Below are 14128 nucleotides of genomic sequence, written 5' to 3' on the forward strand. Positions count from 1 at the left end.
CCGCGGCGTCGCGCCCCAGCCGGCCTTCGGCCGGCCGTTCACCACGCCGGCGGCTTGCGGTGCGCCCACGGGCGGGCCGCCTCCAACTGGGCGGAGAGCGCGATCAGGGTGGCCTCGTCGCCGTAGCGGCCGCCCAGCATGACGCCGATCGGCAGCCCCTGGTCGTTCCAGTGCAGCGGCACGCTGACCGCGGGCTGGCCGGTGGCGTTGTAGAAGGCGGTGAACGGCGTGAAGCGGCCGACCGCGGCGAACTCGGCCTGCGGATCGGCGTCGTTGCGCAGTCCGCCGACCGGCGCCGGCGGCGCGGCCAGGGTGGGGGAGAGGAGCACGTCGTAGCCGGTGCCCGGTGACAGCAGGTCGTCGGTGAGGGTCTGCGCCAGCGCCCGGAAGGCGTACAGGGCGCTGGCGAAGGCGGTGCCGGAGACCTCCCGGCCGCGGGCCCGCAGATGGCGGGAGAGCGGCATCAGCAGCTCCTCGCCGCCCGGCGGGACGGGCCGGTTGGCGGCCATCACCGACCAGACCCGGGTGAAGGCGTGCAGGATCTCGTCGTCCGCCGGCAGGGACAACTCCGCGGTCTCGTGGCCGAGTTCGCCGAGCAGGGCGACGGTCTCGGCGACCGCGGTGCGGCAGTCGGGGTGCACCGCGGTGTCCGGGAGCGGGGCCTGGGTGAGCACCCCGATCCGCAGCCGCCCCGGGTCCCGGCGGGCCTGGTCGACGAAGGTCTCGCCGGGCGGCAGCGGGGGCGCGGTGTACGGGTCGCCGGGCCGGGTGCCGGCCATCGCGTCCAGCAGCGCGGCCGCGTCGGCGACCGTACGGGCCAGCGGGCCCGAGGTGCTCAGGCCCGTCACGTCGTGCAGCAGCGGGCCGCCGCTGATCCGGCCGCGGCTGGGCTTGATGCCGTAGAGCCCGCACGAGGACGCCGGGATGCGGATCGAGCCGCCGCCGTCGCTGGCGTGCGCGACCGGCGCCAGGCCGCCGGCGACCGCCGCGGCCGCGCCGCCGCTGGAGCCGCCCGCCGAGCGTTCCGGGTCCCAGGGGGTGCGGGCGGGCGGGGCGAGCCGGTTCTCGGTGTAGCAAGGCAGCCCGAATTCGGGGGTGTTGGTCTTGCCCAGCATGACGGTGCCGGCCCGGCGCAGCGCGGTGACGACGTGGTCGTCGGTGTCCGGGACGTGGTCGGCCAGGGCGGCCGAGCCCATCGTGCAGCGCACCCCGGCGACCCGGCTGAGGTCCTTCACGGGCACCGGGACGCCGTGCAGCGGCGGCAGCGCGCGGTCCTCGCGGCGGGCCGCGGTGGCCTCGGCCTCGGCTCTGGCGGCCTGCTCGCGGGCGAGCTCCGGGGTGCGGGTGAGGAAGGCGCCCAGGGTGTCGTCCAGCCGCTCGATCCGCGCGAGGTAGTGCTCGGTGAGCTCGACCGGGGACAGCTCCCCCGACCGGATCCCCGCGGCCTGTTCGAGCGCGGTCAGGTCGTGCAGTTCGGCCATGGAGGGCCACCCTCTCGTCGGTGCCGGCGCGGCCCGGGTGCCGCACCGGCGGAACGGGCCGGCGCCGGGCGGTCCGCCGACGATCAGCCCCTGAACAGTTGTGTCAGCTTCCCGGTCGGCCCGTAAAGGCCGTACGCGCGCGGGACGGCCCCCCACGGCCAGTCGACGATCACGGGGGCGGCGCGGCGGGGTTCACCGGTCGGCGCCTGCCGCGCCGGCCGGCACCGGCGGCGTCGACGGGCCGGCGGCCCCTCGGGCGCGGGGGTTCGTGGCACCGGGGAGCGGCGGGGCGGGTCGGCCCCGTGGCGACGAACCCACCACCAACGGGCCGACCCCGCGGGCGAAGTGAGGAAGTGAGGTGGTGCCGAGCTCCCGGACGCGGAGGCCGGCGGACCCTGCGTGCGCCCGCGACGGCGTCGACGATCGGCGGGCCGAGAGCGCCGTCGGCGGACCGGGCGACGGAGCACGCGGGGGCCGGACGGTGAGCCGCCGGCCGTGGACCGCGCCGGCCCGTGAGGCGCCGAACAGGACGCGCAAATAGACCCGAATGGTGGCGAATTCGTCTCATTGAGAGGGAAGGCAACCGCCGCGCAGTCGAGGAACATTGGCTGGGAAGCGTCGCCGCCCGCCACCGGGATCGGCGCCCCTGTGCACACGGCAGGGCGCCGGCGGCGAGGTGGCGGCGGACGCGCTTCCGGCCGATCGCGCCGGAGTCTCGCCCCCGCGCCCCTCCAGCGACGGCCCGAACGCGCTCCGGCCCCACACCCGGCCGACGGCGAGGTGGGGCCGCGGGGGCGGCGGCCGTCGCGCGCCAGCGGCTCCGTCCTGGGCGGCGGAACGGGCCGGGCCGGTCAGGTGGTCGGGAGGGGGCCCGCCAACTCGATGGCGTGGCGTATCAGTTCGGCGTTGTCGGGCGCCGGTGAGCCGTCCGGCAGGGCGAGGGCGTCCTCGATGCCGATCCGGCTGGCCAGGCCCAGCTCGGCGGCCAGCCGCAGCACCGGCCAGGCGCCGCCGTTCTGGCCGTGCAGCAACACCGGGCGGCCGTGCGGTATTTCGGCCAGCTCGGCGAGGAGCTGACGGGCCGTGCGGGGCGCGGAGCGGGGGTCGGTGTCGTCGATGACCTCGGCCAGCACCCGCAGCACGCGCGGGGCCAGCGGGGAGGCGGCGAAGCGGGCGGCGGCCGCCGTGCCGGCCCAGATGCCCGCCTCGACGCCGACGCCGCGCGCCAGCAGCGCGGCGGCGACCGCATCGGCGCCCGGCTCGTGCCAGTTGACCGAGGCATGGTCGGGCAGGACCGTCCAGGACGCGATCCGCTCCGCCCGGCGCTCGGGGTCCGGCTCGGCCCAGGCGCCGGTCGTCACGCCCACCGGCACGTCCACCGCCTCCCGTATCGCTTCGAGGGCCGGGCCGACCACCCGCGGCGAGAGGGAGTCCTGCCCGCAGGGGGTCTTGGGGTGGACGTGGACGTCCTGGGCGCCGGCCGCGACCGCCCGCCGCGCCGCCTGGGCGAGCGCGGCCGGCGACAGTGGCACCGCACCGGAATCGGCCGCCGTCCGGGGGCCGTTGAGACAGACCTGAAGCATCTGGAGCATGGTTCCGATGATGGCAGGCGGGTCTGACACTCCGCGGTGGGAGGGGGATGCGGTGCCGCGGGGAGCGGGGATCAGGCCGCCGCGAAGGCCGGCCCGCCGGCCAGGGCGGCGGCGGTGTGCAGCGCCTCGGGGGTCAGGACGGACGCCGGGGCGAGTGCCCCGCAGTCCCGGCAGGCCGGGCCGTTCGCCGGGCAGCCGTCCTGGCCGGGGACCCACGCGAAGCCGGTGCCGCCGCAGACCGGGCAGTCGTGGCGCGGGGTGCCCGCCTCCATCGCCGCGATCATGCGGCGCAGCACCTCGGAGAGGCGGGCCACCGGGTGTCGCTGCGGGGACGCGCAGGGCACGATGTCGCAGCCGCCCCAGGTGCGGCGGTGCCAGTCGTCGAGGGCGCTGGGCTGGCGGATGCCCTCGTGCTTCTCGCGGCGGCGGCGGGCCGCGAACTCCTGCTCGTAGGCGAGCCAGAGGGCGCGTGCCTCCTCCAGCTCGGCGAGCGCGGCCACCAGCCGCGCCGGATCCGGATCGCGGTCCTGTGTGGCGAACCCGGCCCGGGTACACAGGTGGTGCCAGGTGGCGCGGTGCCCGTAAGGGGCGAAGCGCTCAAGGCACTTGCGCAGTGCGGTGCGTCGCCGAACGGTGGCGAGGCGCGGATTGCGGACCTGTTCTGCGAGGGCTCTGAAACTGGCCATGATGCTTCCACCTCCGAGGAGGATCCCGACTGGACACGGAATGGACGTAACCGGCCGCCACCCGGATCCATCGAATTCTCTTGCGGTTTTGGGTGGCGATGTGCCGGGGTGTCCGGCCCCAACCTCCTGCCCACGGTGGGCAATACGAAAAGGTGACTGTTGTTCATCTTCCGGTAACGGGTAACCGACGGTAACGTCCGGCGCAGCCTCCCCGAGCTCGTGGCGAGCAGGGACCCCTTCGAGGAGCAGGAATGCGACGACGTACCGGAAGGCTCAGGACCGCCGCCACGGCAGCCCTGTTCGCCTTGGGTGCCACGTTCTTGGCACCGCCCCCCACCGCGGCCGCGGCCGCACCGCAGACTTCCGAGGACTACTGTCAGGGCCAGTGCGCGGACATCCTCCCGCCGGGCGCGACGGGCAACGCCACCCTGGTGCAGATCCTCGGCAACAAACTGTTCGGCACCCACCCGCCGCACACCACCGACCAGATCGCCCCCTACAACGCCCTGGCCGGCGGCTACCGTTCGCTCACCGACGCCACCCTCACCGACTTCTACAACGACGCCTCCTTCGGCGTCCCGAAGGACCAGGTCGGCTCGGTGACCACACCGCGCCCCGACGTCACCATCACCCGCGACAAGAAGACCGGCGTCCCGCACATCAAGGGCACCACCCGCTACGGCACCGAGTACGGCGCCGGCTACGCCGCGGGCCAGGACCGGCTGTGGCTGATGGACCTCTTCCGCCACATCGGCCGCGGCGAGCTGACCTCGTTCGCCGGCGGCGCCCCCGCCAACCAGGGCCTGGAGCAACAGTTCTGGCCCTCCGCCCCGTACACCGAGGCCGACCTCCAGGCACAGGTCGACGCCATCCGCGACGACAACGGCGCCCGCGGCAAACAGGCCATGGCCGACGCCCAGGCGTATGTGGACGGCATCAACTCCTACCGCGAACAGTCCAAGAAGGGCCGCTACTTCCCCGGCGAGTACGTCGTCACCGGCCACGTCGACGCGCTCACCAACGCCGGCGAGATCCAGCCGTTCAAGCTCACCGACCTGATAGCCCTGGCCTCCGTCGTCGGCGGCCTCTTCGGCAACGGCGGCGGGGGAGAGGTGCCGTCCGCCCTCGCCCTGCTCTCCGCCCAGCACAAGTACGGCCTGGAGAAGGGCACCGAGGTCTGGGAGTCCTTCCGCGAGCGGAACGACCCCGAGGCGGTCAAGACCCTGCACGACGGCCAGAGTTTCCCCTACGCCGTCAAGCCCGCCAAGGCCCGGGGCACCGCCCTGCCCGACCCCGGCAGCGTCACCCCCGAGCCGCTGGTCTTCGACCGCACCGGCGCCGCCGCCTCCAAGAGCGCCACCCCGCCCCGGGACCCGGTCAAGGCCCCGGAGAAGTACCGGAAGTTGGAGGGGCTCTTCAAGGACGGCGTGCTGCCCAAGGGGAGCTTCGACCCGACCCAGCACCGCGGGATGTCCAACGCCCTGCTGGTCTCCGGCAAGCACACCGCCAGCGGCCACCCGGTCGCCGTCTTCGGCCCGCAGACCGGCTACTTCGCGCCCCAACTGCTGATGCTCCAGGAGATCCAGGGGCCCGGCATCAGCGCCCGCGGCGCCTCGTTCGCCGGCGTCGGGATGTACGTCCAGCTCGGCCGCGGCCAGGACTACGCCTGGAGCGCCACCTCCGCCGGCCAGGACATCACCGACACCTACGCCCTGGACCTGTGCAACGCGGACGGCTCCACGCCCACCAAGGAGTCCACCTCGTACCGCTACCACGGCCGGTGCCTGCCGATGGAGAAGCTGGAGCGCACCACCTCCTGGAAGCCCACCATCGCCGACCCCACCGCGGCCGGCTCCTACCGGATGCAGGTCTTCCGCACCAAGTACGGCATCGTCACCCACCGCGCCACCGTCGGCGGCAAGCCGGTCGCCTACGCCGCGCTGCGCTCCACCTACCGCCACGAGGCCGACTCCATCATCGGCTTCCAGATGCTCAACGACCCCTCCTACGTCCGCGACGCCAAGAGCTTCCAACGGGCCGCCGCGCACATCGGCTACGCCTTCAACTGGTTCTACGCCGACTCCCGCGACATCGCGTACTTCAACAGCGGCCTCAACCCCGTCCGCAACCCCGACGTCGACCCCGCGCTGCCCGTCCGGGCCGAACCGGCCTACGAGTGGAAGGACTTCGACCCCGCCACCAACACCACCGCCTACACCCCGCCGGCCCAGCACCCGCAGTCGATCGACCAGGACTACTACGTCTCCTGGAACAACAAGCAGGCCAAGGACTACGACTCGGCCGGCTTCGGCAACGGCTCGGTGCACCGCGCCAACCTCCTGGACGACCGGGTCCGCGCGCTCACCAAGGACGGCGGCGTCACCCGCGCCGCCCTGACCCGGGCGATGGCCGACGCCGCCCTCACCGACCTGCGCGGCGAGGACGTGCTGCCCGACCTGCTGCGGGTCCTGGGCAGCAAGCCGATCGCCGACCCCGCACTGCGCACCGCGGTGCAGCGGCTGGACGCCTGGCGCAAGGACGGCGCTCAGCGCCGCGAGACCACCCCCGGCTCGGGCAGCTACGCCCACGCCGACGCCGTCCAACTGATGGACGCCTGGTGGCCGTTGATGGTCAAGGGCGTCTTCCGACCGGGCCTGGGTGCCGACCTGTACGGCGCGCTGGGCGCCAACCTCGCCATCGACGAGTCCCCGTCCGCCGGCCACGGCCCCACCGGGGCGCACGCCGGATCGGCCTTCCAGTACGGCTGGTGGTCCTACGTCGACAAGGACCTGCGCGCGGTGCTCGGCGACCGGGTCCAGGGGCCGCTCGCCGTCCGCTACTGCGGCAACGGCGACCTGTCCGCCTGCCGGGACACCCTGCTGGCCACCCTCCAACAGGCCAACGCCAAGACCGCCGCCCAGGTTTACCCGGGCGACGACAACTGCAAGGCCGGCGACCAGTGGTGCGCCGACGCGATCGTCCACCGCGCGGTGGGCGGCCTGACCCACGCCAAGATGACCTGGCAGAACCGCCCCACCTATCAGCAGGTGGTGGAATTCCCCGCCCATAGGTAGGAGCGGGTAAGGGCCCGGCCCCGGGGTGTCCGCACCCCGGGGCCGCGCCAATTCCCCTCCGTTTTCCGCGGATTAAGCGGAAACCGCCCCGGTCGGCTGTGGCACCGCCGCATTCCGCTTCTGTTCCCTGCGCTGCACGGCATAACGCCCGTTGGACGGCAACCAGGCGAGCACCACCGCGGCCAGCGCGGCCACCGGTGCGAGCAGCGTCGGCACCAGGAGCGCGGTCGGCGCGTGGTCGAACCAGACGAGGGCGTGCGCCGGCGCCGCCAGCACCGCGCAGACGGTCACCAGCACCCGCGCCCATCCCGGCGTACAGGCCGAGGACCAGCAGGCACAGCCCGAGGATCGCGGCCAGCACGCCACGGGCCAGCAACGTGCCGTAGCGGTCGTCCACCAGCCCGTCCCACAGGGGGCCGGACATCGCCTTGAACGCGGCCGGCGTCGTGCCGACGCGCAGCCCGACCTCTTCCGGGGCGTCCCGGGTGAGCTGCTCGATGTTCTCGGCCGCGAGGCCGCGGCCCCGGGTGAGGACGACGAGCGCACCGGCGAAAGCGGCCAGCGCCGACGCCACCGAGCAGGCCACGGCGGCGACGAGGGCACCGGGCCGCCGAAGGGCGGCCTGGGAATGACTCACGAGCGTAACTCCCCTTGTGAAGAACGTGGTTGTGCGGTTCGGGATTGCCTCGACCATTCCACGGGTACCGCTAACGCATCCAGTATTTTCCGGAAGAAATCCGCAGATAATCCCCGGTGATCTCCGGAGCGGTTTTCGGGTGCGGCTATGCTGCTCATTCCTGAATTCGGGGGAAGGGAAAGCGAGTAGGGCCATGGTCGTGTCCGGTCCGCAGCCACAGCCGATTCCGCAGCAGTACCCGTCCGGGCTGCTCGACACCACGATGGACCAGTTGCGCACGCTGATCACGGTGCACGAGACGGGCACCGCGCTGGCGGCCGCCCGCCGGCTGGGCCGCGAGCAGTCCAGCGTGCAGAAGCAACTCGACACCATGAACCGCACGTTCGCGGCGCTGTGCGGCGAGGAGTTGGTCCGCAAACAGGGCCGCGGCCGCGACGCCCTCTTCACCGCCACCGGCGAGGCACTGGTCGAGCTGGCCCGGCGCACCCTCGGCGCCTGGACCGAGGGCGTCCACGACGCCCGCCGCCGGCTCGGCCGCACGCTCTCCGTCGGCACCACCCGCTACACCCTCGGCTTCCTCCTGGACGCCGTGGAGTACGTCAGCGAGGACTTCGACCGCGAGGGCGTCGACCTGAAGATCACCCACGTCCGCACCGGCGACCTCTTCACCAAGCTCCGCTCCAAGGAACTGGACCTGGTCTGCGGCAGCGTGGTAGTCACCGAGGGCGAGGAGGCCGCCCAACTCGCCCCGTTCGAGGTGCTGGAGTGGCGGCGCACCGGACTGGCCCTGCTCACCAACCTCCCGCCGGAACGGCTGCCCGGCGGCACCGTGCACGCCCGCGACCTGCCGCGGCTTCCGCTGGTGGTCTCCACCGGCGGGCTGATCGGCCGCTTCCTGACCGCCTGGTACGGCAGTGACTACCGCCAGCGGCTGACCGTCGCGGCCGAGATAGAGGCCGCGCACTACGGCTTCGAGCTGCTGCGCTCGGGCGTGGTCAGCGGCGCGATGCTGGTCACCCGGGGCCTGGGCGAGGCCGCGTCGGACGGGCACCTCCCGGAGGCCGACGGGCTGCGCACCCTGGAGGTCACCGGCGACGTTGGCCCCCGCACGGAGGTCCTGGTCGGCGTCTTCACCCGGCGCGGCGAACGGGCCTCCTACGGCCCCGAGCACCCCCTCAACCGGCTGTGGGAGGCGCTCTCCTGGGAGAGCGAGCGCTGGTGGCTGCGGCCCTGACCCTATCCAACGTCCCGGCTCAGCCGAGCAGTTCCCGCTCCCGGGTCTCCGGCAGCGCCAGCACGCACGCCAGCGACACCAGCGCCATCGCGCTCACGTACCAGCCCACCGACGCCGAGCCGAACGCCGCCTGGAGCCGGGTGGCGACCAGCGGCGCGACCGCCCCGCCCAGCACCCCGCCGAGGTTGTAGGCGAGCGAGGCGCCCGAGTAGCGCACCGTGGCCCCGAACAGCTCCGGCAGATAGGCGCCCATCGGCCCGTAGACCACGCCCATGCAGAACAGCGCGCCGCCGATGCCCAGCGCGATCAGCACCGGCTGCCGGGTGTCCAGCAGCGGGAAGAGGGCCAGCCCCCACACCAGCGCGAGCCCGGAGCCGCCCAGCACCAGCTTCCGGCGGCCCCACGCGTCGGAGCGGGTGGCCGCCAACCAGGTGCCCGCGGCCAGGAACAGGCAGGCCACCAGCGACAGTCCGAGCATGGTGGTGCGGGAGATGCCCAGGGTGCCGGTGGCGTAGGAGAGGCAGTAGGTCGTCGCGGTGTAGAACAGGCCGTAGGCGATCACCATCCCGCCGGCCCCCAGCAGGAGTTGGCGCGGATGGCGCCGCAGCACGTCCAGTACCGGGACCCGGCTGGCCTCCTGCGCGTCCAACACCCGCGCGAAGACCGGTGTCTCGCTGATCTTCAGCCGGACGAACAGCCCCACCCCCACCAGCAGGAACGACAGCAGGAACGGCACCCGCCAGCCCCACGACCGAAACGCCGCGTCGCTCATCGCCTCCGACAGCAGCCAGAACACCCCGGTCGCCGCGAAGAACCCCACGGACGGCCCGAGTTGCGGGAACGCGGCGTACAGCCCGCGGCGGCCGCGCGGCGCGTGCTCGACCGCCAGCAGCGCCGCCCCGCCCCACTCGCCGCCGAGCCCGATGCCCTGGAGGAAGCGCAGCAGGATCAGCAGCAACGGGGCCCACAGGCCCAGCGTGCCGTAGCCGGGCAGCAGCCCGACGCACGCCGTGGACAGGCCCATCAGCAGCAGCGAGGCCACCAGGACCGACTTCCGGCCGACCCGGTCGCCGAAGTGCCCGAAGACCACCGAGCCCAACGGCCGGGCGGCGAACGCCACCGCGTAGGTGGAGAACGACGCCAGGGTGGCGTTGACCGGGTCGAGGGTCGGGAAGAACGCCGTGTTGAGCACCAGGGCGGCGGCGGTCCCGTAGATGTAGAAGTCGTAGAACTCGATGGCCGTCCCGATGAACGAGGCCACCGCCACCCGCCGCAGGCGCTCGCCGCCGGCCGGCTCCCCGGTCGGCTCGTCGGCCGCCTCCGCTGCTGCTGTCGTGTCTGTGTGCACCTGCGCACTCTCACGGTCGGTGGAGAGGGCAGTCAAGAGACGCAACGGCGTGTCCCGGATGGCGAGATGGGGCGCCGGGGTCCCCGCCTACCGGTACCGCAGATACCGCTCCCGCACCGCCCGGAAGCGCGCCAGCTCCGCCCGCCACGCCCCCACCACCTCGTCCGCGCCGGCGCCGGCGTCGATCATCGTGCGGACAGTGGTGGTGCCCGCCAGGTGGTCGAAGTGGTCGGCGCGCCAGGCGAAGTGCGGCCAGAGCCGCTTGGCGGTGACCAGCAGGCCGATGCCGGTCCGTACCGGGTCGAACGCGGCCCGGTCGTGGACGTGCAGTTGCAGGCCGCCGACCGTCTTGCCCTGGAACTTGGAGAAGGTCGGCACGAAGTACGCCTCCCGGAAGTGCACGCCGGGCAGGTCGAGTTCGCCCGCGGCCTGCGCCCACCGGCGGTCCAGGCCCTCCGCGCCGAGGAGTTCGAAGGGCCGGGTGGTGCCCCGGCCCTCGGAGAGGTTGGTGCCCTCGAACAGGCCGGTGCCGGCGTAGGCCAGCGCGGTGTCGGGGGTGGGCATGTTGGGGCTGGGCGGCACCCAGGGCAGCCCGGTCGCGTCGAAGAAGTCCGCGCGCCGCCAGTGCGTCATCGCGACCGTCGCCAGCTCCACCGGCCGCCCGGCGGTCCGCGGCACGAACTCGCCGTTGAACAGCCGCGCCAGCTCCGTCACCGTCATCCCGTGCGCCTGCGCGATCGGCTCCCGGCCGACGAACGAGGCGCAGCGCCGGTCCAGGACGGGTCCGGTCGCGGCCTGCCCGGTCACCGGGTTGGGGCGGTCCAGCACCACGAACCGCAGGCCCGCCAGGGCGGCCGCCACCATGCAGTCGTAGAGCGTCCAGATGTAGGTGTAGAAGCGGGCGCCGACGTCCTGGATGTCGAACAGGACGGTGTCCACGCCGGATTGGGCGAAGATGCCGGTCAGTTCGCGGACGGTCTTGTCGTAGGTGTCGTAGACCGTCAGGCCGGTGGCCGGGTCCCGGTAGCGCCCCTCGGAGCCGCCGGCCTGCGCGGTGCCCCGGAAGCCGTGCTCCGGGCCGAAGACCGCGGTGAGACGGACCCGAGGGTCGGCGTGCATCACGTCCACGATGTGCCGCACGTCGTGGGTGACGCCGGTGGGATTGGTGACGACGCCGACCCGTTGGCCGTCCAACAGCCGGTAGCCGTCCGCGGCCAGGTGGTCGAAGCCGGTGCGCACCCGCCGGCCGCCCACCCGCGGCGCGGCCTGCGCGGGGCCCGCGCCGCCCGCCGCCGCGGCCGCCCCGCCCGCCGCCAACCGCCCCAGCAGAACGCGTCTCGACAGAGCCATCCGCACACCTCCGTGATCGGTCGCCGACCGGATACGTGTCGTGCGCACGCTAACGCCCACCGGCCCGGTGCGGAACGCGCCCGGCCGCACCGGCCCCGTGCGTCCCCCGCCCGACGGCCGAACACCGGTGGTTCCGCGTCGAAAAGGAGTCTTCCGCTCGGACATACCGACTGGTTAGTCTGCCCCTGCCGGTGACCCGGTGAAGTCAGGCGACCGAGGGAGACGCAGCGTGGCAGCCGTACGGGACAAGGGCGTTGTCGTGACCGGAGCGGGCGGGGGGATCGGCGCCGCACTGGCCCGCCGGTTCGCCGCCGAGGGCGCCCGGGTCGTGGTCAACGACCTGGACGAGGCCAAGGCCCGCAAGACCGCCGAGGAGATCGGGGCCCTCGCCGTCCCCGGGGACGCCTCCGCCGTCGTCGGCCCGGCCCGTGAGGCGCTCGGCGGCACCATCGACGTCTTCTGCGCCAACGCCGGCGTCGGCACCGGCGGCGGACCCGAAGCCCCCGAGGACGAGTGGGCGTTGGCCTGGGACGTCAACGTCATGGCGCACGTCCGGGCGGCCCGCGAACTGCTTCCGGAGTGGCTGGCGCGCGGCAGCGGCCGGTTCGTCTCCACGGTCTCCGCCGCCGGCCTGCTCACCATGGTCGCCGCGGCCCCCTACAGCGTCACCAAGCACGGCGCCTACGCCTTCGCCGAGTGGCTGTCGCTGACCTACCGCCACCGCGGCATCGAGGTGCACGCCGTCTGTCCGCAGGGCGTGCGCACCGACATGCTCGCCGCCACCGGGGCCGCCGGCGACCTCGTGCTGACCCCGACCGCCATCGAACCGGACGCCGTCGCCGACGCCCTCTTCGCGGCCATGGAAGCCGGCCGCTTCCTGGTCCTGCCGCACCCCGAGGTCGCCGACTACTACACCGCCCGGTCCACCGACCCGGACCGCTGGCTCACCGGCATGAACCAGCTCCAGCAGAAGCTGGAGGCGCGCACGGAGGAGGCCCGGTGACCGCTTACGAGGACAAGCCGTGGCTGGCCCAACTCACCGACGCCCAACGGGCCCCCGTCCAGGCCCCGCCCTCCGTCCTGCACGCCTTCCGGGCCGCGGTCCGCCGCGCCCCCGACCGCACCGCGCTCGCCTACTTCGACGGCCGCCTCACCTACGCCGAGACCGACGCGCTCTCCGACGGCCTCGCCGGCCACCTCGCCGCCCGCGGCCTGCGCCCCGGCGACCGCGCCGTGGTGATGCTCCAGAACACCCCGCACCACGTGCTCGCCGTGCTCGCCGTCTGGAAGGCCGGCGGCGTGGTCGTCCCGGTCAACCCCATGTACAAGGCGGCCGAGACCCGGCACGTCCTGGACGACGCCGAGGCCACCGCGGTGATCTGCGCGGACCGCACCTGGGCGGCGTTCCTGCGGGCCACCGCCGCCGAGGCGCCCTCCGTCACCGTCGCGCTGACCGCCGACGAGCGCGGCCTGCAGACCCGCGGCGACCCCCGGGTGCTGCCCGCCGAACCGGCCGGCCCCCAGGAGGGCGCCGACGACCTGCTCACCGCGGCCCGCGCCGGCGCCCCGGCCCCCGCCGTCCCCGCACCGGCCGCCTCCGACATCGCCCTCATCAGCTACACCTCCGGCACCAGCGGCACCCCCAAGGGCGCCACCAACACCCACGGCAACATCAGCCACAACGCCGAACGGCAGCGTACCGGCCTCGAACTCCCCGAAGGTTCCGCCTACTTCGCGCTCGCCCCGCTCTTCCACATCACCGGCATGGTCTGCGAACTGGCCGCCTGCCTGGCCGGCGCCGGCACCCTCGCGCTGGCCTACCGCTTCGAGGCCGGCACCGTCCTGGACGCCTTCCGGGAGCACCGCCCGGCCTTCACCGTGGGTCCCTCCACCGCCTTCATGGCGCTCATGGCCCACCCCGACGTCACCCCCGAGCACTTCGCCTCCTTCCGGGTGCTGAGCTCGGGCGGCGCCCCGCTGCCGCCCGCCCTCGTCGAGGCCTTCCGCACCGCCTTCGGCCGCTACCTCCACAACGGCTACGGCCTGACCGAGTGCACCGCCCCCTGCGCCTCCGTCCCGCCGGGGAGGGAGGCGCCGGTCGACGAGACCTCCGGCACCCTCGCGGTCGGCGTCCCCGCCCCCGACACCGTCGTGCGGATCGTCGACGAGGCCGGCCGCGCCCTGCCGTTCGGCGCGCAGGGCGAGATCACCGTCCGCGGCCCCCAGGTGGTGCCCGGCTACTGGCGCCGCCCGGACGCCACCGCCGAGGCCATCCCGGGCGGCGAACTGCGCACCGGCGACATCGGGTTCATGGACCCCGACGGCTGGCTCTACGTCGTCGACCGCAAGAAGGACATGATCAACGCGTCCGGCTTCAAGGTGTGGCCGCGCGAGGTCGAGGACGTCCTCTACACCCACCCCGCGGTGCGCGAGGCGGCCGTGGTCGGGGTGCCGGACCCCTACCGCGGGGAGACCGTCAAGGCGTACGTCAGTCTGCGCCCGGGCGCAGACTGCGCCCCCGACGAGTTGGCCGACTACTGCAGGGAACGGCTCGCCGCGTACAAGTACCCCCGCGCGGTGGAGGTCCTGCCGGAGCTTCCCAAGACCACGAGTGGCAAGATCCTCCGACGGGAACTGCGCGGGCGCGGCTGACCGACGGCGGACGACGGACGGGCGGCCGGCGCGCAGTGCCGACGCGGTTGAGGAACGTAAGGAACGGGTGAGGG

Annotated in this window: 10 protein-coding genes; 4 read left to right on the forward strand and 6 right to left on the reverse strand. The window is 73.9% G+C overall.

The genetic code is table 11. The features are described from left to right. Nucleotides 1–38: 38 nt before the first annotated feature. From ACIQU6_RS17455 to ACIQU6_RS17465, 3 genes are all read right to left on the reverse strand, one after another. A complete protein-coding gene (locus tag ACIQU6_RS17455) occupies nucleotides 39–1481 on the reverse strand; it encodes an amidase (protein ID WP_403482492.1) in 1443 nt (480 codons plus the stop codon). A gap of 851 nt (nucleotides 1482–2332) precedes the next feature. Next, nucleotides 2333–3064 carry a 3-keto-5-aminohexanoate cleavage protein gene (locus ACIQU6_RS17460; protein WP_403482568.1) on the reverse strand — a complete coding sequence of 244 codons (732 nt, stop codon included), beginning with the start codon at nucleotides 3062–3064 and terminating at the stop codon, nucleotides 2333–2335. 80 nt (nucleotides 3065–3144) lie between these two features. Next, nucleotides 3145–3759 (reverse strand): hypothetical protein, encoded by a 615-nt coding sequence (locus ACIQU6_RS17465; protein WP_403482493.1) that lies wholly within the window; start codon nucleotides 3757–3759, stop codon nucleotides 3145–3147. 251 nt (nucleotides 3760–4010) lie between these two features. Between ACIQU6_RS17465 and ACIQU6_RS17470 the strand changes: the two genes are divergently transcribed. Then, complete coding sequence (locus ACIQU6_RS17470; RefSeq protein ID WP_403482494.1) at nucleotides 4011–6833, forward strand: penicillin acylase family protein; 2823 nt, start codon at nucleotides 4011–4013, stop codon at nucleotides 6831–6833. A gap of 72 nt (nucleotides 6834–6905) precedes the next feature. Here ACIQU6_RS17470 and ACIQU6_RS17475 read toward each other — a convergent pair whose 3' ends face one another. Continuing rightward, entirely contained in the window at nucleotides 6906–7130 is a 225-nt protein-coding gene (locus ACIQU6_RS17475; RefSeq protein WP_403482495.1) for a hypothetical protein, read from the reverse strand. A gap of 533 nt (nucleotides 7131–7663) precedes the next feature. On the opposite strand from ACIQU6_RS17475, the gene ACIQU6_RS17480 reads away from it, so the two are divergent. Continuing rightward, the gene (locus ACIQU6_RS17480; protein ID WP_403482496.1) at nucleotides 7664–8704 is read left to right on the forward strand and encodes a LysR family transcriptional regulator; all 1041 of its coding nucleotides are present in this window, start codon (nucleotides 7664–7666) and stop codon (nucleotides 8702–8704) included. 19 nt (nucleotides 8705–8723) lie between these two features. On the opposite strand, the gene ACIQU6_RS17485 is transcribed toward ACIQU6_RS17480, so the two are convergent. Together ACIQU6_RS17485 and ACIQU6_RS17490 are read right to left on the reverse strand one after the other, a co-directional pair. After that, complete coding sequence (locus ACIQU6_RS17485; RefSeq protein WP_403482497.1) at nucleotides 8724–10052, reverse strand: MFS transporter; 1329 nt, start codon at nucleotides 10050–10052, stop codon at nucleotides 8724–8726. 87 nt (nucleotides 10053–10139) lie between these two features. Next, on the reverse strand, nucleotides 10140–11402 hold the full coding sequence (locus ACIQU6_RS17490) for an exo-beta-N-acetylmuramidase NamZ domain-containing protein (protein ID WP_403482498.1): 1263 nt from the start codon (nucleotides 11400–11402) through the stop codon (nucleotides 10140–10142). Between the two features lie 229 nt (nucleotides 11403–11631). On the opposite strand from ACIQU6_RS17490, the gene ACIQU6_RS17495 reads away from it, so the two are divergent. Then, a complete protein-coding gene (locus tag ACIQU6_RS17495; RefSeq protein ID WP_403482499.1) occupies nucleotides 11632–12405 on the forward strand; it encodes an SDR family oxidoreductase in 774 nt (257 codons plus the stop codon). Continuing rightward, on the forward strand, nucleotides 12402–14054 hold the full coding sequence (locus ACIQU6_RS17500; RefSeq protein ID WP_403482500.1) for a class I adenylate-forming enzyme family protein: 1653 nt from the start codon (nucleotides 12402–12404) through the stop codon (nucleotides 14052–14054). The genes ACIQU6_RS17495 and ACIQU6_RS17500 overlap by 4 nt, the downstream gene beginning before the upstream one ends. Nucleotides 14055–14128 lie beyond the last annotated feature (74 nt).

It is taken from the genome of Streptomyces sp. NPDC090442 (assembly GCF_044769405.1).
Classification (GTDB): Bacteria; Actinomycetota; Actinomycetes; order Streptomycetales; family Streptomycetaceae; genus Streptomyces.

Coding starts and splice junctions, on each gene's coding strand:
- ACIQU6_RS17455 (WP_403482492.1), bottom strand. CDS start 1,481: ATGGCCGAACTGCACGACCTGACCGCGCTCGAACAGGCCGCGGGGATC.
- ACIQU6_RS17460 (WP_403482568.1), bottom strand. CDS start 3,064: ATGCTTCAGGTCTGTCTCAACGGCCCCCGGACGGCGGCCGATTCCGGT.
- ACIQU6_RS17465 (WP_403482493.1), bottom strand. CDS start 3,759: ATGGCCAGTTTCAGAGCCCTCGCAGAACAGGTCCGCAATCCGCGCCTC.
- ACIQU6_RS17470 (WP_403482494.1), top strand. CDS start 4,011: ATGCGACGACGTACCGGAAGGCTCAGGACCGCCGCCACGGCAGCCCTG.
- ACIQU6_RS17480 (WP_403482496.1), top strand. CDS start 7,664: ATGGTCGTGTCCGGTCCGCAGCCACAGCCGATTCCGCAGCAGTACCCG.
- ACIQU6_RS17490 (WP_403482498.1), bottom strand. CDS start 11,402: ATGGCTCTGTCGAGACGCGTTCTGCTGGGGCGGTTGGCGGCGGGCGGG.